This is a genomic window from Bifidobacterium simiiventris (assembly GCF_019331715.1).
Classification (GTDB): Bacteria; Actinomycetota; Actinomycetes; order Actinomycetales; family Bifidobacteriaceae; genus Bifidobacterium; species Bifidobacterium simiiventris.
Genome location: NZ_JAHBBG010000001.1, coordinates 43,840 through 66,179 on the forward strand (window position 1 = coordinate 43,840; position 22,340 = coordinate 66,179).

The 22,340-nt window shown below is 65.0% G+C and carries 20 protein-coding genes and 2 tRNA genes; 4 read left to right on the plus strand and 18 right to left on the minus strand.

Translation table 11 applies throughout. From position 1 onward, the window contains the following. Positions 1-6 precede the first annotated feature (6 nt). On the minus strand, positions 7-957 hold the full coding sequence (locus tag KIH76_RS00160; RefSeq protein ID WP_214373051.1) for a magnesium transporter CorA family protein: 951 nt from the start codon (positions 955-957) through the stop codon (positions 7-9). Between the two features lie 83 nt (positions 958-1,040). Beyond that, the gene (locus KIH76_RS00165; protein ID WP_219068543.1) at positions 1,041-1,856 is read right to left on the minus strand and encodes a histidine phosphatase family protein; all 816 of its coding nucleotides are present in this window, start codon (positions 1,854-1,856) and stop codon (positions 1,041-1,043) included. A gap of 138 nt (positions 1,857-1,994) precedes the next feature. Between KIH76_RS00165 and KIH76_RS00170 the strand changes: the two genes are divergently transcribed. Next, positions 1,995-2,720 carry a response regulator transcription factor gene (locus KIH76_RS00170; RefSeq protein ID WP_219068545.1) on the plus strand — a complete coding sequence of 242 codons (726 nt, stop codon included), beginning with the start codon at positions 1,995-1,997 and terminating at the stop codon, positions 2,718-2,720. Positions 2,721-2,724: 4 nt separating this feature from the next. Continuing rightward, positions 2,725-3,267, plus strand: a complete 543-nt coding sequence (locus KIH76_RS00175; protein WP_214373048.1) for a DNA-deoxyinosine glycosylase — start codon at positions 2,725-2,727, stop codon at positions 3,265-3,267. 155 nt (positions 3,268-3,422) lie between these two features. Here the strand turns inward: KIH76_RS00175 and KIH76_RS00180 are convergent, their stop codons facing one another. Then, positions 3,423-3,827, minus strand: coding sequence for a pyridoxamine 5'-phosphate oxidase family protein (locus KIH76_RS00180; RefSeq protein WP_214373047.1), 405 nt, complete (start codon positions 3,825-3,827; stop codon positions 3,423-3,425). Positions 3,828-4,050: 223 nt separating this feature from the next. On the opposite strand from KIH76_RS00180, the gene KIH76_RS00185 reads away from it, so the two are divergent. Beyond that, the gene (locus tag KIH76_RS00185) at positions 4,051-4,782 is read left to right on the plus strand and encodes a nitroreductase family protein (RefSeq protein WP_219068547.1); all 732 of its coding nucleotides are present in this window, start codon (positions 4,051-4,053) and stop codon (positions 4,780-4,782) included. A gap of 38 nt (positions 4,783-4,820) precedes the next feature. Here KIH76_RS00185 and KIH76_RS00190 read toward each other — a convergent pair. The 15 genes from KIH76_RS00190 to glyA all read right to left on the minus strand — a co-directional run bounded on the left by KIH76_RS00190 (position 4,821) and on the right by glyA (position 20,670). After that, a tRNA-Ala gene (locus KIH76_RS00190) sits at positions 4,821-4,896 on the minus strand. A 120-nt stretch (positions 4,897-5,016) separates the two neighbouring features. Beyond that, positions 5,017-6,249, minus strand: a complete 1,233-nt coding sequence (locus tag KIH76_RS00195; protein ID WP_214373045.1) for a hypothetical protein — start codon at positions 6,247-6,249, stop codon at positions 5,017-5,019. An 86-nt stretch (positions 6,250-6,335) separates the two neighbouring features. Continuing rightward, positions 6,336-7,415 (minus strand): AmmeMemoRadiSam system radical SAM enzyme, encoded by a 1,080-nt coding sequence (gene amrS, locus KIH76_RS00200; RefSeq protein ID WP_338023515.1) that lies wholly within the window; start codon positions 7,413-7,415, stop codon positions 6,336-6,338. Positions 7,416-7,501: 86 nt separating this feature from the next. Continuing rightward, a complete protein-coding gene (gene amrB, locus KIH76_RS00205) occupies positions 7,502-9,106 on the minus strand; it encodes an AmmeMemoRadiSam system protein B (protein WP_236036726.1) in 1,605 nt (534 codons plus the stop codon). Between the two features lie 47 nt (positions 9,107-9,153). Continuing rightward, the gene (locus KIH76_RS00210; RefSeq protein WP_214373043.1) at positions 9,154-10,653 is read right to left on the minus strand and encodes an amino acid permease; all 1,500 of its coding nucleotides are present in this window, start codon (positions 10,651-10,653) and stop codon (positions 9,154-9,156) included. Positions 10,654-10,753: 100 nt separating this feature from the next. After that, positions 10,754-12,019 carry an alpha-amylase family protein gene (locus tag KIH76_RS00215; RefSeq protein WP_214373042.1) on the minus strand — a complete coding sequence of 422 codons (1,266 nt, stop codon included), beginning with the start codon at positions 12,017-12,019 and terminating at the stop codon, positions 10,754-10,756. Positions 12,020-12,233: 214 nt separating this feature from the next. Continuing rightward, the gene (locus tag KIH76_RS00220; RefSeq protein WP_214373041.1) at positions 12,234-12,944 is read right to left on the minus strand and encodes a histidine phosphatase family protein; all 711 of its coding nucleotides are present in this window, start codon (positions 12,942-12,944) and stop codon (positions 12,234-12,236) included. Positions 12,945-13,019: 75 nt separating this feature from the next. Then, positions 13,020-13,427, minus strand: a complete 408-nt coding sequence (gene rsfS, locus KIH76_RS00225; RefSeq protein WP_214373040.1) for a ribosome silencing factor — start codon at positions 13,425-13,427, stop codon at positions 13,020-13,022. A gap of 101 nt (positions 13,428-13,528) precedes the next feature. Next, a complete protein-coding gene (gene glmU, locus KIH76_RS00230; protein ID WP_214373039.1) occupies positions 13,529-14,911 on the minus strand; it encodes a bifunctional UDP-N-acetylglucosamine diphosphorylase/glucosamine-1-phosphate N-acetyltransferase GlmU in 1,383 nt (460 codons plus the stop codon). A gap of 156 nt (positions 14,912-15,067) precedes the next feature. Further along, a tRNA-Gln gene (locus KIH76_RS00235) sits at positions 15,068-15,138 on the minus strand. Between the two features lie 68 nt (positions 15,139-15,206). After that, a complete protein-coding gene (locus tag KIH76_RS00240; RefSeq protein ID WP_163229961.1) occupies positions 15,207-16,229 on the minus strand; it encodes a ribose-phosphate diphosphokinase in 1,023 nt (340 codons plus the stop codon). Between the two features lie 169 nt (positions 16,230-16,398). Further along, complete coding sequence (gene nadD, locus KIH76_RS00245; protein ID WP_214373038.1) at positions 16,399-17,160, minus strand: nicotinate-nucleotide adenylyltransferase; 762 nt, start codon at positions 17,158-17,160, stop codon at positions 16,399-16,401. Next, positions 17,157-17,723 carry a phosphoribosylglycinamide synthetase gene (locus tag KIH76_RS00250; protein ID WP_420829243.1) on the minus strand — a complete coding sequence of 189 codons (567 nt, stop codon included), beginning with the start codon at positions 17,721-17,723 and terminating at the stop codon, positions 17,157-17,159. Before KIH76_RS00250 ends, nadD begins: the two co-directional genes overlap by 4 nt. A gap of 68 nt (positions 17,724-17,791) precedes the next feature. After that, a complete protein-coding gene (locus tag KIH76_RS00255; RefSeq protein WP_214373037.1) occupies positions 17,792-19,099 on the minus strand; it encodes a glutamate-5-semialdehyde dehydrogenase in 1,308 nt (435 codons plus the stop codon). A 263-nt stretch (positions 19,100-19,362) separates the two neighbouring features. Beyond that, complete coding sequence (gene glyA, locus KIH76_RS00260; protein ID WP_214373036.1) at positions 19,363-20,670, minus strand: serine hydroxymethyltransferase; 1,308 nt, start codon at positions 20,668-20,670, stop codon at positions 19,363-19,365. A gap of 180 nt (positions 20,671-20,850) precedes the next feature. Here glyA and thrC point away from each other — a divergent pair, with 180 nt between their 5' ends. Beyond that, positions 20,851-22,338 (plus strand): threonine synthase, encoded by a 1,488-nt coding sequence (thrC, locus tag KIH76_RS00265; RefSeq protein ID WP_214373035.1) that lies wholly within the window; start codon positions 20,851-20,853, stop codon positions 22,336-22,338. The last annotated feature ends 2 nt before the right edge of the window (positions 22,339-22,340 follow it).

Genomic DNA, 22,340 nt, shown 5'->3' on the forward strand with positions numbered 1-22,340 from the left:
TCACGCTCATTTGAACATGCGCGAACGGGTGAGGAACCACGTCACCACGGCGGACAGGGCGACCGAGATCACGATGATCGCGACGAAACCCCACGGCTTGTCGCTCAACGGCATGCCGAGCATGCCCTCTTGGAAGTTCATGCCGTACATCGAGAAGATGAGCGTGGGCACCGACAGCGTGATCGAGATGATCGTGAAGATGCGCATCACGTTGTTCAGGTTGTTCGACACGATCGAGGCGAACGCGTCAGTCATGTTCGCAAGAACGCCGCTGTAGATGTTCGCCATCTCGATGGCCTGCTTGTTTTCGGTGATGACGTCGTCAAGCAGGTCCTCGTCGTCCGGGTACTGCTTGATGCGGCTTAGCGTGGTGAGCTTCTCCATCACGATTTCGTTCGATTTGAGCGACGTGGTGAAGTAGACCAAGGTCTTGCTCAGCTCCATGAGCATCACGATCTCGCGGTTCTGCATGGAGTGGCGGAGCTTCAATTCGAGCTTGTCGCTTTCGCGGTCGATGATGCGCAGATAACGCAGGTACATGGTCGCGTTGCGGTACAGGATCTGCAGGATGAATCGCGAGCGCATGAACGTGTTGAAGCCGCGGATCGTGCCTTCCATGAACGGGTGGAGCACGGGCGTGTCCTGCATACATACGGTGATGATGAGGTTCTGCGTGACGATGATCGACAACGGGATCGTCTCGTACCAGTCGCGGCCGCCGCGCTCCTCGACGGTCGGGATGTCGACGATGACCATCGTGTAGTCGTCCTCGACGTCAACGCGCGAACGTTCCTCGTCATCCAGCGGGGCGCGCAGGTCGGCCAGGTCGATGCCGGTCTGCTGGGCGATGGTGGCGAGTTCCACGTCGGTCGGTTCGCTCAAGGATATCCACGACCCGTTCTCGGGTTTCTGTACCTGCTCCACTTGGCCGTTGATGGTGCTGAAGATTCTCAACATGTCTCGTTCACCTGCCTTCCGCCGTGCGATTGCGGCGCGATGCCCCGCGTCGATTCAAACCGAGACAAGAATAGTCCCTACGGTCAGACACCCGCCGTGAGCCACACGGGACCGTTGTCCCAGTCGACGGTGCGCACGATGGGGGCGCATTCGTTGAACGCGTCGAGCTGCCAGACCGGGCGGTCGAACGCGTGGCCGTTCATCTCGCGCAGGATGCTCAGCCGGCTCCAGAACGCGTTGCGGATGCGGCCGAGATTGTCGAGCGAATTGACCTGCATGCCAACCAGTGTTTCGATCGTGGCGGCGATCCATGAACCGTGGCCGACGACCATGAGCGTGGTCGGCTCGGCGGCGTATTGCGGGTCGGCGATGATCGCGCGCATCGCGTCCGCGCCTCGCCGGCCGGTCGCCTCGCGGCTTTCGACGCCGTAGGCGAGTTCGCCGCCCTCGTGCCGGCGCCATGAGGCGTATGCTTCGGCGTCGATGTCGCGGATCTGTTCGCGGGTCAGGCCCTCCCATTGACCGAAGCTGCGTTCGCGCAGCCTCGGGTCGGTGGTGACGTCCAGTCCGAGCGGGTCGGCGAAGGCGTGCGCGGTCTGCTGGGCGCGGAACAGGTCCGACGAAATGACGACCATGCGCCGGCCCGCGGCCGGCGCGTTGCAGTATTCGCTGATGTCGCTGCGTTCTGCGGCTTCGGGACCGGGTTGCGCGAGCCGTTCCGGGTTGCGTGCGATGCCGCCGATCTTTGCCCAATAGTAGCGCTGCGCGAGTTCGAGACCGGCCATGTCGGCCTGCCATTGGCCGACGATGTCGAGCGGCACGTCGATCTGGCCCTGGAGCCGCCCGGCGCGGTTGTATGCCGTTCGTCCGTGCCTGAGCATCACCACTTCGTCGATCATCCGTCGCTCCCGTTCATCGTCCTGGTCATCGGCTTGTCGTTTCTCGCCTATCATATCGACAGCCCGGCATCTGAGATACCGAACCGGAAACGCTCGGACTATAGTGCTGGATATACGACGGCCGACGGGAGGCGTGCGATGGATCTGCTTGTGGTGACCGGCAGTGCGGCGTTGGCCTCCGCATTGGAACGGACACTGGAAACGGCTGGGCATCAGACCACGGTCGTCACTTCCGTGGCTCAGCTGGACGAATTGTTCAGGGATTATCCGCTGCTGCCGTTCGATGCGGTGGTGCTGGATGATCTCACGCCGGCGGCGGTGCGCGACGGATTGGCTCGCCGGTTGCATGATCCGGGGATCTCGCTTGGACGTCGTATCCGCATCGCGTTGCTGTCCACGCCTTCGCTGAGCGCGTCGAGCCGACCGGCGACCGGCTCCCCCGTCGCCGCACCGTTGACGCCCGACGTCACCGTCGTCAAGCCGTTCGGCGACACGGAACTGTTGTCGTACATCTCGCTGCTGCAGACAATCGACGATGCTCCGGACGGCGACGCGACCGCGAACGGTCCCGCGCTGCTGATCCACGGCGATCTGACGCTCGACACGCGACGGCAGCGCGCCTACTACCGCGGCGGCAAGCCGATTGCATTGTCGCCGCGCGAATACTCCGCGTTGGAGGCACTGATCCGGGCGGACGGCGACTATCTGAGCTTCGACGACCTGTCGCGGCTGGTGTTCGGCGACGGAGCCGGTTTCGCCGACCAGCGCACGGTGATGGATACGACCATGTATTCGCTCACTCGCAAACTGCGCCGGCTGGGGTTCTTCATCACGCAGCATGGTCACCAGTATCGGATCCGATAGTACGATGAGCGAGCATGTCGAGCATGGGTTCGGCCCGGTGTGGGATGCCGATTCGCGGGTGCTGGTGCTCGGGTCGATGCCGAGTCCGAAGTCGCGCGAGGCCGGGTTCTATTACATGCACCGGCAGAACCGGTTCTGGCCGGTGATGGCCGCGCTGTTCGCGGATTCCGCCGATCCGCTCGACGTGCCCGGCGACTCCCCTGCATCCCGCCGCGCGTTCGCATTGCGCCATCATGTTGCCTTGTGGGATGTGATCGCCTCGTGCGATATCGCCGGCGCGTCCGATTCCTCCATCCGCAACGCCGTACCGAACGACATCGCGCCGATTCTCACCGGCTCGCGCGTCACGCATGTCATCGCCACCGGCGCGAAGGCCGGTCAGCTGTACCGCCGTCTGATCGAACCGCGGCTCGTCGCGGACGGACTGTCCGTCACGATGACGCAGCTGCCGTCGACCAGCCCGGCGAACGCGACGATGCGACTGCCTGATCTTGTCGCCGTCTACCGCACCGCGTTCCGCGAGGCCGGCATGCCGGTCCGCAGCTGATTTGTTTTGGATTCGCCGAACTCGCCAGGCCCACCAGGTTCACCGAACCGATCGGTCCCATCGTGCGGCGAAACGATGTCCGCACATGCGACCGACATACGAAGACGCCGCCTCCCCGTACGGAAAGCGGCGTCTTCATCGGATCGTGAAAAACGTCAGTCCTTCTCGATGGTCTTGCCGGCGGTCGCGCCGGAGGCAAGATCCTGGATCTCGGTGACCTCGAGCACCGGGATGACGGCCGGCTTCTTGGTGCCCTTCTCCTCGGCGACCTTGACCTGCGCCTCGTAGATCGCGTCGTCGGAGTGCAGGGTCACGGTGCCGCGGAAGCGGTAGCCCTTCTTCTCGGCGAGGTTCGCGAACGCGATGACCAGCGGAGAGCCGTCCTTGAGGTTCTCGTAGGCCTGGCCGGCAGTGCGCTCGTGGTAGGCGATGTGGTTGTCGTCAAGCACGAACAGGCTCATCTTCGGACCGAGGTCGAGCTGGCCGTCCTTGGAGACGGTGGAGATCCAGCCCAGGTTGTTGTCGATGAACGTCTTCATCTCGGCGGTGAGTGTTGCCATGATCATATCCTTTCGTAGCACGGTTCGTTATTCGCTCTCTTTCAGCCTACGCCAACCGCCGCATGTTCGCCGCGCGTTCGGCTGTGAGTAATCTCTCACGAACACGATGAATCGGCGAGCCGGATCGGCGACGACACCGCGGCGGTCGGGCCGCATGGACGACCCGCTAGGATGGATGCCGGACATCAGGCCGCGGGAATGCGCGGAGGACTTGAGGAGATGTATGGACATCATCGAAGCGATGGGCGCGCGCCACGCCGTGCGCGAATACACCGATCAGCCGCTGGACGAGAACGTGCTGAAGGCGCTGAGCGAAGCGATCGGGCGGGCCAATGCGGACGGCGGGCTCGACATTCAGCTCGTGCACGACAACGAGGACGCGTTCGGCGGATGCCCGACGCATTACGGTCGGTTCAGAAACGTGCGGTACTGCCTCGCGCTGATCGGACGGGACACGGATGCTTCCGGCGAAGCACTGGACGAACGGGCGGGATATTTCGGCGAACGGCTCGCGCTGGAGGCCGTGCGGCTCGGATTGGACACAGGCTGGGTGGTGTTGCACGAGACGACCGGCCATCATGGCCGTTGGCATATGGGTGACGGCGAGCGCATGCCCGCTGCGATCGCTTTGGGGCACGGTGCACGGGCTGGTAGACCGCATCGCAGCAAGCCGATCGAGGAGCTTGGCATGCTGGCCGACTGCGACGCCACGTCGACCTCGTCGTCGCAGTCGGATGCGTTGACCGGTGCGCCGGACTGGTTCGTAAACGGGTTGAAGGCCGTGCAGTTGGCGCCGAGCGCATTGGGCAAGCAGCCGTTCCGTTTCGTGCTGCTCGATGATGCCCGCCATGCCGTGCGCGCCGAAGCGCTGGATGGTGTGCAGGCGCATATCGGCCTCGGCATCGCCAAGCTGCATTTCGAACTTGGCGCCGGCGTGCAGGTGCTCTGGGAATAAACAAATGAGGCTTGCGGAATCATCCGCAAGCCTCATGTTGGTGGAGCTAAGGGGATTCGAACCCCTGACCCTCTCCATGCCATGGAGATGCGCTACCAGCTGCGCCATAGCCCCGTAGGTTGTTGCTCATTGCTGAACCTGAGATAGGTTACGTCAGGCCCGGCGATTACGCAAACCACGGCGTGTCATGATTCGGGTGTGGGCGGCATCCCTGACCGGGCACTGCCCACACCGTCACTGTCCGCTGGTGGATGAGGTTCCGCTGCCGGTCGAGTTCGAAGAGCTCGAAGATGACGAGTCGGAATCGCCGCTGGTACCGGAGGACGACGATCCGGAGGACGAATTCGATGATCCGTCAGTGGATGAGCTGCTTTCCGACGAGCCTGTGGAACCGCTGGTGGATGTGCCGGAGCCGGTCGAATTCGAGGAGGACGAGTCGCCGGACGAGGACGAGCTCGAGCCGGAGGAACTGCCGGTGCTGCCAGACGTAGTATCGCTGCCCGCCCCGCCGGATGTGCCATTGGATGTGCCGGAGCCGGTCGATCCGGAGTTCGTCGAAGAGTCCGATGACGTGCCGGAGCCGGTGCTGCCGTTCGACGTGCCCGACGATGAACCGCCGGATGTCGTTCCTTCTGTGGACGTGCCATTGGCATCGTCCGTTGAGCCGGTATCCGAACCCATGCCCGTGGTGGTGTCGTCGGCACCATTCGCCGGGGTATCGGATTCGTCCGTCTTCGTGTTCGGATCGGTCGGCGCAGGCTGGTGGCCGTTCGTATCGTCGGGGGTCTGCTGCACCGGGGTCTGTGTGGTGTTCACCCAGTCGCGTACCACGGAATCGGTGCCTTTGCCTTGGGTGACGAGCATGACGATGCCGGCCGTCGCCGCGACGGCCACCAAGGCGCTGACGACGGCGACCACGATGGCGATGCGTTTCTGTCTGCTGGCTGTCGCCGCGGCCAACGCATGATCGCGGCCGATCCGCCCAGATGCCGGATTGCCGGATATGACGCTGCGCGGTGTCGTGGCGGGCACGCCGGGGCGCCGAGCCGCCGCGTCGATGTGGCCGAGCACGCGCGTGGAGTCATCGATCTGCTCGTCGGCGGAACTCACCACGCGTCGTGCGCGGCCGTCGTCGACCGTCGTCACCGCCAACGCGCCCGGCGCAAGCACCGTGGTCACGTCGCCGATCACCTGTGTCCGGTCATCCGACGCCGGGGTCTTGGCCGCATCGTCCGCCGTATCCGACGAACCGGAGCCGACGCCGGTCACATCCTGCAGTTTCTCACCGGAGGCCTTCAGCACATTCTTGTAGATCTGTGAGGCGACCGCGGACACGATCGAGCCCACCGCCACGCCGATCACCGAACCGGCCATGCCGATCTTCGCCGACAGCAGGAACGACGTGACCGCCGCCAGTGCGCCCGCGATCAGCGAGGTAATGGAGATGCCTTCGAAAAAATTCTTCACGCGACGCAACAATAGCGATTTTTCTTGGCAACGCGCTGAGCCTTTGGTGAAAACAACATAACCATCACAGCATCCCGGCAGAATCTTCACGAAACGGGTATGCGCCAACGTTGCCGGCCGAAATCACCGGCCCCTCGCGTCTCCCAACGTCCGAGAATCATGCGCCCGCAGTCGGGGCAACACCCGTCTGAAGTGAGCCGGTACCGGTCGATGTCGTACCAGTCGCGCACGATGAGCGCCGCTCCACAACCGGGGCAGAACGTCGTGTCGCCTTCGCGATTGACGATGTTGCCGGTATAGGCGAAATGCAAGCCCTCCCCGATTGCGATCTCACGCGCGTGCACGAGCGTGGCGAGCGGCGTGGCCGGCACGTCGCGCATCTTGTAGTCCGGATGAAACGCTGAGAAATGCAGCGGTACGTCAGGACCGCAGTGCTCGCGGATCCATACGCATTCGGCGTGCAGCTGCGCATCATCGTCGTTGTATCCGGGAATGAGCAGGGTCGTCAGTTCGACCCACGTGTTCGTTTCGTTGCACACGTATTCGATGGTGTCGAGCACGTCGCGCAGATGGGTGCCGGTGATGGTGCGGTAGAACTCCTCGGTGAAACCTTTGAGATCGATGTTCGCCGCGTCCATGACCCGGTAGAAGTCGGCGCGCGGCGCAGCGGCCATGTACCCGGCGGTGACGGCGATCGCATCGATGCCGCGTTCGTGACAGGCTTGCGCGGTGTCGATCGCGTATTCGGCGAAGATGATCGGATCGTTGTAGGTGAACGCGACCGACCTGGCACCGTAATCGGCGGCCACGGCTGCGATCTTCTCGGGGCGGGCTTCGACGGCGAGCGTGCTCCACTGGCGGGATGCGGAGATCGACCAGTTCTGGCAGTAGCGGCAGGCGCTGTTGCAGCCGGCCGTGCCGAAGCTCAGCACCGCGCTTCCCGGGTAGAAGTGGTTGAGCGGTTTCTTTTCGACCGGATCCATCGCAAAGCCGGAACTCAAGCCGTACGTGTCGAGCATGATCGTGCCGTGGTGGTTGGAGCGCACGAAGCAGAAGCCTTGCTGGCCGTCGCGTAGTGTGCAGTGGCGCGGGCACAAGTCGCATTGCACGCGACCGTCCGGCAGGCGGTGCTGCCAGCGGCCGACGGCCGGTGATTGCCGTGTCACTGAGCTACGAACCGATGTCGCCGCTGCATCTTCCAAGGCTGTTCCCGCCGCCGTTTCCTCCGCCGATGCCGTTGTCCCGCCCATATTCACCGGGACTCCTCACTGAACGCGGTGACGGTGTATCGCTGACAGGTCATGCTGCCGTCATGCCAATCGTAGGATGATGGCAATCCGGCCTTGCGCAGCAGGTGGCTGACGAATTCGTGGCTGTCCGGCAGTTCGGCCCATACCTGCGGCAGGAACGTGGCACGGTGACCGCGGCCGTCGTCGAGGATGAGTCCGTCGCGTCCGGGCTTGAGCATCGCTTCCAGCGCGGCACGGGACGGCACACGCATCGATTCCGGTTCGGACAATACCGACACCTCGACGCTGATGTCCGGATATTCGTCGGCGCTGACTGGGCGGAATCGTGGATCGTGCACGGCGGCGTCAATGGCGTGTTCGGCGATGTCGCGGCCGAGTGGGCGATAGGCTTCGATCGTGCCGATGCAGCCGCGCAGACGCCCGTGTTTGGTCAGGGTGACGAAACTTGCGCCAGGCTGGTTCAGCTGCAGATGGGCAGCGACGATGTCGGCCGGCGTGGGATCGCCGGGGTTGGCGAGGCCGAGATACTGTTCAAGCGAGGACCGGGCCAGACGGGGCAGTACCGTGTCGGCATGGTCCGGCAGATTGGCGGCGCTGTCGGCGGCGCACCGATGGTCGGTTTCGGCGAGCATCGCGTCACGGGCTTGCGTGTCATGCTCCCATGCGGCGAACGATGCATAGCCGACCACCGGCGTATCGGAGTCATGCATCGGTGGACGGTCCGCATGCCGCCCGTCGGCGACGTTGGCGAGTGCCACTTCCCCGTCGTCGCCCGAGGTCGAGCAGCCGAGGAAACGCAACGGCATGGTTTTCGCCCGCACGGCGGCCAGCAACCCGTTGACCGGATATGCACCGCATGCGCGGTTCGAGCGAATCGTCGGCTCCCCCAGTGGCGCGATGTGCGCGATGGTCTCGTCATCCAAGGTGCGGGCGACCGATTCGGGATGGTAATGCGACAGGTCGGAGCTGATCACGATCACCGTATCCAGTCCTCCCCATAGGGTCTGAATCACGTCGCCGACTTCGGCAGGACTCGCGTCGCCCGCATTAAGCGGCACGATGGTCAGGTCATCGCCGAGCACGCGCTGCAGGAACGGGATTTGCACCTCCACCGCATGCTCGCGCGCGTGCGTCGCATCGTTGACGCTTAAGGCGGGTACCGTATCGAGCGCCCGACGTTCGGCATCCCGGTCGACCGGCACGGTGCCGAGCGGCGTCCGGAACGCGGATGCGGACGGGCACGCCACGCCGCGTACGGCGACGCGGTGCGTGGGGCCAATGATTATGGCGCGCCTGATCGTGCCGCGGCCGCGTTCGAGCAGCGCGTAGGCGAGCGCTGCGGTCGTGCCGGAATACACGTATCCGGCGTGGGGCACGATCACCGCTTTGGGCGCACCCTGCGGCAATCGCCGCTCGAATCCGGAATCATGCAATAGCGCGCGGGCGTAATCCAGCTGCCGGTCGATCATCGCGCGCAGTTCGTCGGGGTCGGACGGGTAGAACGCGCCGGCCACTGCGGCCGGACGGATGTATGTCGGCTCGGGCAGGGTGCGGGCGGCATCGTCGCCGCCGCCGCTGCCGAATCCATTGTGGAACAACCTCATCATGGCAACCACCTCTTCGTGTTCCATGATAGTCGCCGACGAACAACCGACTACGGCAGCTGCAGTTCGGGTTCGGCCGGATGCCGTTTGCGCCACCACGCCTGAACGTAGTAGGCCGCGTAGCAGACCACGATGAACAGCAGCTCGGCCACGAGCGCGAACCGTTGCTCCTTGTCGAAGAACACGAGCAGGAACGAGGCCGTGCACAGGATGAACGCGCCCCACGACACGTACGGATAGCCGGGCGTACGGTACTTGAGCTCGTCGACGGTATGCCCGGAGGCGAGCCAACGGCGGCGGAACACGATCTGGCAGTAGGCGATGGCGATCCACACGACCACGGCGGATAGACCGGACAGCGCGACCAGCACAAGGTACACGGTGGATGCGGCGATCACGGACGACAGAAGCGCCAAAAGTCCGCCGGCCATCGCCGCGCACAAGGCTAGCATCGGCACGCCGCGGCGGTTGGTCTTGGCGAACCAGCGCGGGATCATGCCCTCGTTGCCCATCGACCACACCATGCGGGTGGACGCGTACAGGCCAGAGTTGGAGGCGGACAGCACGGCCGTGAGCACCACGAAGTTCATGATGTCGGCCGCGTACGGGATGCCGATGGAGTTGAACACGAGCACGAACGGGCTTTCGCCCACACCGGCCTCGCGCCACGGGATGAGCGCGCACATGACCACGATCGAGCCGATGAAGAACAGGACGAGACGCCACAGCGTGGTGTGGATGGCCTTGGGCACGGCGGTTTCCGGGTCGCGCGTCTCGCCGGCGGTCACGCCGATCAGCTCAGTGCCGGAGAACGCGAAGTTGACGGTGAGGATCGTGGCGAACACGGGCATGAAGCCGTTCGGGAAGATGCCGTCCTTGACGAGGTTGCCGAACAGGGGCGCATGGTCGTAGCCGGAGATCGGCACCGCGCCGAAGATGGCGAGCAGGCCGATGGCGATGAACGCGCAGATCGCGAACACCTTGATCGACGCGAAGATGAACTCGGCCTCGGCGAAGAAGCGCACCGACAGCGCGTTCGCGGTGAAGATGAGCACGATGCACGCGGCCGACCATATCCATGTAGGCGTGTGCGGGAACCACCGTTGCATGAGCAGACCGGCGGCGGTGAATTCGGAGCCGAGCGCAACCGTCCATGTCAGCCAGTATTGGATGGCGATGACGAAGCCGGTGCCCGGTCCGATGAACCGTTCGGCGTAGACGTGGAACGAGCCGGTGACGGGCATGGCGACGGACAGTTCGCCGAGCGTGAGCATGACGAGGTACACGATGAGCGCGCCGATGGCGTACGCGAGGATCGTGCCGATCGGCCCGGCCTGCTGGATGGTGTAGCCGGAGCTGAGGAACAGGCCGGTGCCGATGACGCCGCCGAGGGAGATCATCTGCAGATGCCGTGATTCCATGCCGCGCTTCAAGTTCGTGTGCAGCGCGTGCTTGCGGTTGGCGGATACGTCGGTGTCTGCGGGCGTCGGCTGCTGTGCCGAAGCATCCGAGATCGGTTCGGCGGAAGTGTCAGTGTCGGACTGGCTCATGCTGTTCTCTCTGCTGTCGGGACGATGACGGCCGTCAAAACGGCCCAGAACAGTATACGAGTCGGTCTGACCAGCGGAACCGGACTGCTTCCCGTGCCGCTTAGTGCTCGACGTGGTAGAGATTGACGCCGTGCTCGCTGATGTCGGCGGTCGGCCGCTCCCCCAGCCGCAGATCGACGTGCAGCCGCCGTCCCGCGTCCTCGCCGGTGCCGACCACGTCGTATGAGTATGCTCGGTTGCTCACGTGCGTCGGTTCGGTCACGGCCCGCGCCATCCACGGGTTGCGGCGGCGGATCGAGATCAGGCCCTGGATCAGACGGAACATCCACGCGCCGTCGCCGCCCAGCCCGTCGCGCGTGCCGGGGAACATCGGGCGCACCGCGTCGTCGCCGCCCATCGTGTCGGCCTTCACGCCGCGCCACGCCTGTTCGTCGCCGTAGTAGATGCTCGGCACGCCGCCGACCGTGAACAGCACGGTCATGGCGAGCGCCGCCTCCGCTTCGCCGACCTGGCTGACGATGCGGGTCACGTCGTGGTTGCCGACGAACGTGAGCGGCGTGAACGCGCGCATGAACTCGTTATGCCGTTTGAGGCTCCAGTCGAGTTCCCAGAAGTTGCCGGATTTGATCGAACTCCAGATCGCCTTCCACAGTTCGTATTGGGTGATCGAGTCCATGCCGGAGTCGCGCACGATCGCCGGATAGTCGCCGTGGATGACCTCGCCCATGATCCACGTGTGCGGGAATTCGCGACGTACCTCGGGCAACACGCGCGTCCAGAACGCAGGCGGCACGGCGTAGGCCGCGTCGAGCCGCCATGCGTCGGCGCCGCGGCGCATCCAGTGACACATCACGTCAGTGACGAGGCTGGCGACGGCTGGGTTGTCGTGGTTGAAGGATGGCAGGTCGCCGTTGCCTTCGAATTTCGCGTAATCGGTCACGTTACCGCTCGTTGCGTCGCGTTCGATGCGGAACATGCATTCGGCGGCCGAATCATTGCCGACGAGCGCGCGTTGGAACAGCGCGGATTCGCGGCCGATGTGGTTGAAGACGCCGTCGAGCATGATGCGGATGCCGCGTTCGTGGCATGCGGCGACGAGCCGGTCGAAGGCCGCATCGTCTCCGAGGCGCGGGTCGATGCGGTAGTAGTCGGTGGTGTCGTAGCCATGGCTGGTGGACGCGAAGATCGGGTTGAGCATCAGGCCGTTCGCTCCGAGGTCGATGAGGTAGTCGAGCCACGAGGTGATCATGTCGAGACGGGGCGTGAGCGTGCGTTCCGCATCGGACTGCGGGCGGATCGGCGCGCCGGTGAAGCCGAGCGGGTAGATCTGCCACCAGATCGTATTGAGGTTCGGATCGTTGGTCATCGCGTCACTCCTTGCCGTCGTGCGAATGCCGTCATCTCCAGCATACGACCGGCGTGAGTGGTTTACGGTTCCGCCTGTCCCGTCAGGTACGGGATATACGACGAAGGTCACGCAATGGCATGGTGATGCGATATGCCATCGCGTGACCTTCGTCTGCGGCGCTGCGGCGTGACCATCGATCAGAATCGGGCGATCGTCCGGTTCGTCGGCGCGATCAGTCCTCGATCGGCGGATGCTCCCACTGGTCAGTATCGGCGGCCGCCGGGCCGTGGTTGTAGTCCATGAGTCGCCAGCGCAGCGTGCCGTCTGGCATGTCGACCGGCACGAACCGCGCCCAGTGGGCGTTGCGCATCGACACGACGTCGGTGAACTCGGGGTGCACCCGATCGAGGCCCAGCAGCATGATCGTGGTCTGCATGATGCACGAGCCGTGCGAGAACACGAACAGGTCGGTGTCGTCGCCGGCGCGGTGCGCCCAGTCATCCAATGCCGCGACGCCGCGGGCGCCGACGTGTTCTTTGGGTTCGCAGCCGTATTCGAGCTCGCCGCCACGGAATTCAGCCCACGACCGGTAGGCGTCCGGGTACTGGCGGGCGATTTCGGCGACCTCCATGCCTTCCCACTGGCCGAAGTTGCGTTCGCGCACACGCTCGTCGAGATGGACGTCAAGTCCCAGCGGATCGGCGAACGCGTGGGCGGTGGCCGCGGCACGGCTCAGATCGGAGGCGACAACCAGCTGCCTGCGGCCGTCCGGCTGTCCGTCGACATACAGCGATTTCAGCGCGGCACCGGTCTGTTCGACCTGCCAACGGCCGACCTCATCGAGCGGGATATCGATCTGGCCCTGGAAACAGTGGCGGACGTTGTATGACGTGCGTCCGTGGCGTACCAGCGTGATCGAACGGACATGCTCGGTTGCGCTCATCCGATTACCTCCCTTGATGATGGACGAATGATTGATCCGTGTGCCGCCATGTTGTATCACATCGGCACACGACGATCAGTCTTCCGATTCCGTTGTCTCCGTCTTGCTGTCCTCGGGATGCGCGAGCTCAAGATCAATGGTCGGGCAGTCGCGCCACAGACGGTCGAGACGATAGAACTCGCGGGCCTCCTCGTGCATGACGTGGATGATGTAGTCGCCGTAGTCGAGCAACACCCACTGCGCCTCGGTTAGGCCTTCGCGCGAGCGCGGCTGGCGCTTGTCGCACTTGAGGTACAGATCCTTTTCGACCTCCTGCGCGACGGCGAGCACCTGCCGCTCGTTCGACGCGGTGGCGACGAGCATGAGATCGGTGATGCCGAGCAGGTCGCTCACGTCGTAGGCGACGATGTCGGTGGCCTTGAGCCGGTCGGCCGCTTCGGCGGCGATACGGATCGCGTCGATGGAGTTCTGGACTGCGGTCACGTTGCTGTTCTCCTTACGTGTTGTGTGTCTGGATGACAGATGGTGGGATTGTCGCCGTGCGACCGGTCAGGCCAAGCCGCACGGCGTCTGCCGGATGACCGTCAGCGTTCCCACTTGGGCTTCCAGCCCTCAACGTCGTGCTGCGTATTCTCGGAATAGACCATCGTGTCGCTGGGCACGTCGTGGCGGATCACCGAGCCGGCGCCGGAGGTCACGTTGTCGCCGACCTCGACGGGCGCGACGAACAGGTTGCCCGCGCCGATGTGCGCGCCGGAGCCGATGTGGGTCTTGTTCTTGTGCACGCCGTCGTAGTTGGCGGTAATGGTGCCGCCACCGATGTTGGTGTGGTCGCCGAGCGTCGCGTCGCCCATGTAGCTCAGGTGCGGCACCTTGGTGCCGTTGCCGATGTGCGACTTCTTCATCTCGACGAACGCGCCGGCCTTGGACTCCTCGCCGAGCTCGTTGCCGGGGCGCAGGTACGTCCACGGGCCGATGTTGGCGGAGCGGCCGATATGCGTCTCCTGCACCCGGGAGCGCTCGACCACGGCCTCGGCGTCGACGGTCGCGTCGATGAGCGTCGTGTACGGCCCGATCACGGCGGCCTCGCCGACCGTCGTGTGCCCCTGCAGGAAGCTGCCGGGCAGCACGGTCACGTCGCGCGAGAGCACGACGTCGTCCTCGATCCACGTGGTATCAGGGTCGAGGATAGTCACGCCGGAACGCATCCACGCCTCGCACACGCGACGGTTGTGCTCGCGCGACAGGGCGGCGAGCTGCACGCGGTCGTTCACGCCTTCGACGCTCAAGGGGTCGGGGGCGGCGAACGCGCCGACATTGCCCTCCTCCTTGGCGGTCTCGAGCGCGTCGGTCAGGTAGAACTCGCCCTGCGAGTTGTTGTTCTTAAGGCCGGCAATGGCCTTGGCGAGCACGGCGGCGTCGAACACGTACACGGACGTGTTCACCTCCTGCACCGCCAGTTCGCTGCGGTTGGCGTCGCGCTGTTCGACGATGCGCAGCACGTGGCCGTCACGATCGCGGATGATGCGGCCGTAGCCGGTCGGGTCGTCAAGGATGGTGGTGAGCACGGTCGCGCCGTTGCCGCTGGCCTCGTGGAACGCGACCAGTCCGCGCAGCGTCTCGGCGTCGAGCAGCGGCATGTCGGACGCAGCGATGAGCACGTAGCCGTCGAGCTTGTGCTCGGCGGTCAGCTGTGCCATCGCGCACTGCACGGCGCGGCCGGTGCCGGGGATGTCGTCCTGGTTGACGATCTCGACGTCCGGATGGTACGAACGGGCGGCTGCGGCGACGCGTTCGGCCTGGTAGTGGACGACCACGGCGAGCGTCGACGGGTCGAGCGCGGCGACGGAGTCCATGACGCGGTTGAGGAACGTCTTGCCGGCGAAGGTGTGCAGCACCTTGGGATTGGCGGAACGCATGCGGGTGCCTTCGCCTGCGGCGAGGATGATTGCGGCGGAAAGGGCCATCGGGAATCTCCCATTCTGTGTGCTCCGGTCGCCGTCACTTGTCTCACATATTGGACATGCAATTGTGTAGATTCGGTGACGAAAATCGACCGAACGAAAACGCCCGACCGCGAGCCGCGGCTTTCCGCGAAACACGCCGTCGGGCGACTTGTTGCGTTCCCCCACCTGGACTCGAACCAAGACAAAGGGTTCCAAAGACCCGTGTGCTGCCATTACACCATGGGGGACCGGCGGAAACCGGAATTTCCGCCAAGTGTTTATTATGCCATACGTTCACGCCTCAGCGTGTCGCGGCTCACGCGAACAGGAATCCCTGCCCGTGGTGCTCCGGATACGTGTCGAACAGTTCGGCCACGGAACCGTCCTCGAACACCGCGCGGATAGCGCTGGCCAGCAGCGGCGCGATCGACAGCACGGTCAGGCCGTCCCAGCGCTTCTCCTCCGGGATCGGCACGGTGTCGGTGAGCACGACCTCGCGTGCGCCGCATCCCTTGAGCCGTTCGATGGCCGGACCGGAAAGCACGCCGTGCGTGGCGACCACGGTCACCGACTTTGCACCCGCGTCGGCGAGCACGTGGCAGGCTCCGGCGATGGTGCCGGCGGTGTCGATCAGATCGTCGACAAGCACGCAGTCCTTGCCGGCTACGTCGCCGACCACGCGGTTGGCGACCGCCTGGTTCGGACGGGTGATGTCGCGCGTCTTGTGCACGAACGCGAGCGGGCCGCCGCCGAGGCGCTGCGCCCATTGCTCGGCCACGCGGATACGGCCGGCGTCCGGGGAGACGACGGTGACGTTGTCGAGCTGGTTGGAGAACCGGTCGCGAATGTAGTCCACGAGCACCGGCATGGCGATCAGATGGTCGACCGGACCGTCGAAGAAGCCCTGCGACTGCGCGGCGTGCAGATCGACGCTCATGATGCGGTCGGCGCCGGCGGTCTTGAGCAGATCGAACACCAGACGGCAGGAGATGGGCTCACGGCCGCGGTGCTTCTTGTCCTGACGGGAGTAGCCCAGCAGCGGGCATACGGCGGTGATCGAACGCGCGGAGGCTCGCTTCAACGCGTCGATCATGATGAGCTGCTCCATGATCGACTTGTTGACCGGCAGCGCATGAGATTGAAGCACGAACACGTCCGCGCCACGCACGGATTCGGTGTATCGCACATACATCTCGCCGTTCGCGAAATCGTATGCGGTGGTTTCCAGCACATCGATCCCCAGCTGCTCGGCGACGTCCGCCGCCAGCTTCGGATGGGTGCGACCGGTCACCAGGATGAGATTCTTATCGGGCTTTCCTTCAAGGATTGCGCTCACCATATCTCCAAACGTTCGGCTTCGTTGAAGTGACTGCACTCATAGTAACCGTCCGCGCCGACCGTCACCGGCACGCGTGTTCACGGTTGCGGGACTCCGTCCGGCAGGTGGAACGGCATCACGCTGGCCGACGTGCCGACCTCGCGGCGACCCCGCGGCAACGTAGCGCCGTTTACCGGTACAGACCGTGCTTGCCGATGTACTGCACCACACCGTCCGGCACGAGGTACCAGACCGGCTCGTTGTGTTCGGCGCGGCGGCGCACGTCGGTCGAGGAGATCGCCAGCGCGGGGATCTCCAGCGTGTCGACCTTGCCTTCCGGCAGGCGCACGCCAACCGGCGACGAATAGCCGGGACGGGTGACCGCGACGAAGTGCGCGAGATCCCACATGTGCTCGGCGTCCTTCCACTGCATGATCTCGGCCACGGCGTCCGCGCCGGTGATGAAGAACAGTTCGGCGTCCGGGTGCTGCGCGCGGATGTCGCGCAGCGTGTCGATCGTGTACGTGATGCCCGGCCGGTCGATGTCGACGCGCGAGACGGTGAACTTCGGGTTCGACGCGGTGGCGATCACAGTCATCAGATACCGGTCCTCCGCGTTCGTGACCTTCTTGTCGAGCTTGAACACGGGCCGTCCGGTCGGCACGAAGATCACCTCGTCCAGGTCGTACACCCATGCGACCTCGGAGGCCGCGACCAGGTGCCCGTTGTGGATCGGGTCGAATGTGCCGCCCATGATGCCGATGCGCGGGCGCGCATGCCGGTTGCCGCGCGTGGACAGCCGCCATCGGGGCGTGCCGGTCACCGAACTGACGGCGTTGACGCTGTTCTCGACCGCGCTTTCCGGCGACAGGTCGGCCATGCGGCGCGCCGGCTCGCCTGCGGCGACGGTCTGTTCGGCGGCCTTGTTCGCAGGTTCCGCTCCCCCGCTCATGCGCGCACCGCCTCGTCACCCTGCTCGCGGTCGGCGTCCTGCGATTCGCGGGCGATCTCGCCGGCGGTCGTATCGGATTCCTGCGGGTCGATCTTGCCCATGTCCTCGTCCCACTCGTCCTGCACGACGCGGCGAATCTCCGCGAACGTCGGCAACGCAAAATCGGGCTGGTACAGCCGACGCACCTCGGCGACGCGCTCGGTGACGCGAATCAGCGTGTCGGTCATGCCGTCCACGTCACCGTCGCGCTCCATCGCGGAGAACTTGCCGATGTACTGCTCCATGAGCTGCATCTGCTCGCGCACGGTGCGCAGCTGGTCGGCGGTCAGGTCGACGACCTCGTTGGAATGTTCGTCGGGCCAGCCGATCAACACCGCATCCGCGTATTCGAGCGATGCGCGCTGCGCGGCCGAGGCGATGCCGTCCTCGATCTGCACGAGGAACACGTAGCGCACGATGCTCAGTCGTTCGGCGGCGATCTTCATGCCCAGCCGCGGGTCGGTCAGGTCGATGTCGGGGCGCAGCGGCTTGCTGACGAGCATGCCGTCCTCGGTGGTCGGCATGTCGACGCCGTTCGTCGTCGTCTCGGCGGTGTTCTCCTGTTCCTGCATAACGGTGGTTTCCTCCTCGCTCATCGTCTCACCTGGCCGGTGCCGTAGCCGATCCATTTCGTCGTGGTCATCTCGCGCAATCCCATCGGCCCGCGCGCGTGCATCTTCTGCGTGGAGATGCCGAGTTCGGCGCCGAATCCGAACACACCGCCGTCGGTGAAGCGCGTGGACGCGTTGACCATGACCACGGCCGAGTCGATGCGGCTCGTGAACTCCTCAATCGCGGAATAGTCCTCGGCGATGATCGATTCAGTGTGCCCGGTGGAGTGCGCGTTGATATGCTCGATGGCCTCGTCCAACGAATCCACGACCTTGACGCCCATCGTCAACGCAAGGTATTCGGTGTCCCAGTCCTCGTCGGTGGCGGCGAGCAGGTTCACGCCGTCGATGCCGGCCTCGTCGATGATGCCGTACGCCGTGTCGTCGGCGTGCAGTTCGACCTGCGCCTCGGCGAGCGCGCGGGCGATGGCGGGCAGGTATTGTGCGGCGACGTCGTGGTGGATGATGAGTTTTTCGGCGGCGTTGCATACGCCGACGCGTTGCGTTTTCGCGTTGATGATGATCGGGATGGCCTTGTCGAGGTCGCCGGATCGGTCGATGTAGATGTGGACGTTGCCGGCGCCGGTTTCGATAACGGGGACTTTGGAGTTGCGTACGACGGCTTGGATGAGGCCGGCTCCGCCGCGTGGCACGAGGACATCGATGTGGCCGCGGGCCTCCATCATGGCGGTGGCGCCGTCGCGGCCGTATTCGTCGACGGTGTCGACAAGGGCGGGGTCGAAGCCGTGGTCGGCAATGACGTCGCGGATGATGGCGAGGGTGGCTTGGTTGGTGCGTTCGGCCGCGTGGCCGCCGCGCAGGATGGCGGCGTTGCCGGATTTGAGGCAGAGGCTGGCGACGTCGACGGTGACGTTGGGGCGGGCTTCGTAGATCATGCCGATGACGCCGAGGGGGACGCGAGTCTGTTGCAGGCGCAGTCCGTTGGGCAGGTTGTAGCCGCGGACGATCTCGCCGATGGGGTCGGGCAGGGTTGCGACGTGGCGGACGCCTTGCGCGGCGGCGGCGATGCGGGGCACGTCGAATTGGAGGCGGTCGAGTTTGCCGGTGTCCATGCCGGCTTCGCGCGAGGCGATCATGTCGAGTTCGTTGGCGCCGGCGATTGCGTCGGCGCGGGCGTCGAGCGCGTCGGCGATCGCGTTCAGTAGTTCGTTTTTGGCTTCGGTGTCGGCCTGGGCGAGTGCGCGTTGGGCGCGGGCCGCGTCGTCGGCCTTCGCGCATACCGCGTCGAACACGGTCTGCGGCACCTGGACCTCTTCGCTATTCGTCATACCCACACCTTAGCGCAAGTCGGCGTCAGCCGGCATCATCCCGATCCACAGCATCGTATGTCGAAGTGGGTCATACGTACGTTTGTGCAGGACCGTCCGCAGAAACGTACATCAGCCGACGCCCAGCGTACGTTCTTGCAGAACCGTCCACAGAAACGTACGCTGCGGCGCATCATGTGTACGTTTTCGCAGCGACGGCCGCACAACCGTACGCTGGGCGGCGCTCGGCATACGGTTGTGCAGATGGATTGCCATCTGGCCGATCAGTGGACCTGATCGAGGCCCGGGTAGAGCGGGAAGTCCTCGACGAGCTTGTCGACGCGCTTCTTGAGGGTCTCCACGTCGGCGGACGGACCGGCGGCGAGCGCGGTGCCGATGATGTCGGCGACCTCTTCGTATTCCTTGGGTCCGAAGCCGCGGGTGGCGAGGGCGGACGTGCCGATCCTGAGGCCGGAGGCGATGGAGGCAGGGCGCGGGTCGAACGGCACGGTGTTGCGGTTGATGGTGATGCCGCACTGGGCGAGGAGGTCTTCGCCCTGCTTGCCGTCCATTTCGCTGTTGCGCAGGTCGACCATGACGAGGTGGACGTCGGTGCCGCCGGTGAGCACGCTGATGCCGTTCTTCTTGACGTCGTCGGCGGTGAGGCGTTCGGCGAGGATCTTGGCGCCGTCGAGGGTGCGCTGCATGCGGTCCTTGAATTCGGGAGTGCCGGCGACCTTGAAGCTGACGGCCTTGCCGGCGATGACGTGCATGAGCGGGCCGCCCTGCTGGCCGGGGAAGACGGCGGAGTTGAGCTTCTTGGCGTATTCCTCCTTGGCGAGGATGAAGCCGGAACGCGGGCCGCCGAGGGTCTTGTGCGCGGTGGAGGAGACGACGTCGGCGTACGGGACCGGACTGGGGTGCAGACCGGCGGCGACGAGGCCGGCGAAGTGGGCCATGTCGACCCAGAACTTGGCGCCGACCTCGTCGGCGATCTCCTTCATGGCCTTGAAGTCCTCGATGCGCGGGTAGGCGGACCAGCCGCCGATGATCATGGCCGGGTGGACCTCGAGGGCGCGCTGGCGGATGATCTCGGGGTCGATGCGGAACGTTTCGGGGTTGACGCCGTAGGCTTCGGCGTGGTAGAAGCGGCCGGAGAAGTTGATCTTCATGCCGTGGGTGAGGTGGCCGCCGTGGTCGAGGGCGAGGCCGAGGACGGTGTCGCCGGGCTTGACGAGCGCCTGGTAGACGGCGGCGTTGGCCTGGGCGCCGGAGTGGGGCTGCACGTTCGCGTATTCGGCGCCGAAGAGTTCCTTGGCGCGGTTGCGGGCGATGGTCTCGAGCTTGTCGACCTGCTCGCAGCCGCCGTAGTAGCGGCGTCCCGGGTAGCCTTCGGCGTACTTGTTGGTCAGGACGGAACCCTGCGCCTGCAGGACGGCGCGCGGCACGAAGTTCTCGGATGCGATCATCTCGAGGCCGTCCTGCTGGCGGTGCAGTTCGGCGGTGAGGATCTCGGCGATCTCCGGGTCGGTGTCGGCGATCGGCGCGTTGAACGCGTCGGTGGGGGTCTGGGCGAGCGGCGAAGCAGTCATCTGCGCTCCTTTAATCGGTGGTACTACGATTCCGCGGTTGCGGTTGTGCATAGTGTAGGGCCGGGTCATGTTACGAATCGTTTGCGTCTCATATTCGCGCCTCGTCCCGCTCCCCTGCCCACTGCTGACGGTACACTTGAGCCACACTGTCGGTATCCGTCATCTTTCGCGAAGGGCATCATGACCACGTTCCATTCCACGCGTTCCACCACCGATTCACTGACCTCCAAGGAGGCCATCCGCAAAGGAATCGCCGACGACGGCGGCCTGTTCGTGACCGATTCGCTCGGCGAGACAACGGTCGACATCGCGAATCTCGCCGGCCGCCCGTATCAGGCGATCGCGTACGACGTGCTGCACGCGCTGCTGCCGGACTTCGGGGAGGACGAACTGAAGGACTGCATCGCCGCCGCGTACGGCGCGCAGTGGTCCGACGAACGCATCACGCCGTTGAAGCCGGTCGGCGACGACTACATCCTCGAACTGTTCAACGGCCCGACCTCCGCGTTCAAGGACGTCGCCCTGCAGATCCTGCCGCGGTTCATGGCGCGCACCACGCCGGCCGACGGCGATGGGGACGAGAAGATCATGATCCTCACGGCCACGTCCGGAGACACGGGCAAGGCCGCGCTGGCCGGGTTCGCCGACGCGCCGGGCACCGCGATCACCGTGTTCTATCCGCAGGGCAAGGTCAGTCAGGTGCAGGAGCTGCAGATGACCACGCAGACCGGCTCGAACGTGAACGTCGCCGCGGTCGAGGGAAACTTCGACGATGCGCAGTCCGCGGTCAAGCGCATCTTCGGCGACCGCGAGCTGGCGGACAAGCTCGCCGCCGACTCGCACGTCGTCCTGTCGTCCGCGAACTCGATCAACGTGGGCCGTCTCGTGCCGCAGGTCGTCTACTACTTCTCCGCGTACGCGCAGCTTCTGGAACAGCAGGTCATCAACGTGGGAGACGAGGTCGAGTTCGTCGTGCCGACCGGCAACTTCGGCGACATCCTCGCCGGCTACTACGCGAAGCGTCTCGGCCTGCCGGTCAAGCACCTGATCGTCGCAAGCGACAAGAACAACGTGCTGTTCGACTTCCTCACGTCCGGCACGTACAACCGCCAGCGCCCGTTCTACCAGACGATCTCGCCGTCGATGGACATCCTCATCTCCTCGAACCTCGAACGCATGCTGTACTACTTCGCCGAAGGCGACACGCGGCTGATCTCGATGCTCATGAACGATCTGAAGAACTGGGGCACGTACGAGGTTCCGGAACCGCTGCTGGCGAAGGTGCGCCAATTGTTCGGCTGCGGCTGGGCGAACGAGGACCAGGTGCGCGAGATGATCGCCGACTGCTGGACGAAGAACCGGTACGTGATCGACCCGCATACCGCGTGCGCGTATTTCGTGGCGCAGCAGATGCCGCGCGACCCACTGACCCCGCGCGTGATCCTCGCGACCGCCAGCCCGTACAAGTTCCCGCGCACGGTCAACGAGGCGCTCGGATTCGACGCGACCGGCACCGATTTCGACTGCATGGACGTGCTCGCGCGCGAGACCGGCACCACGGCCCCGGCAGCATTGCGCGGCTTGGAGCATGCCGACGTGCGCTTCGACACGGTCGTGCCGATCGACGGCATGGAAGGCTTCGTGGAGACCGCCGCCAAGGCGCTGTGATC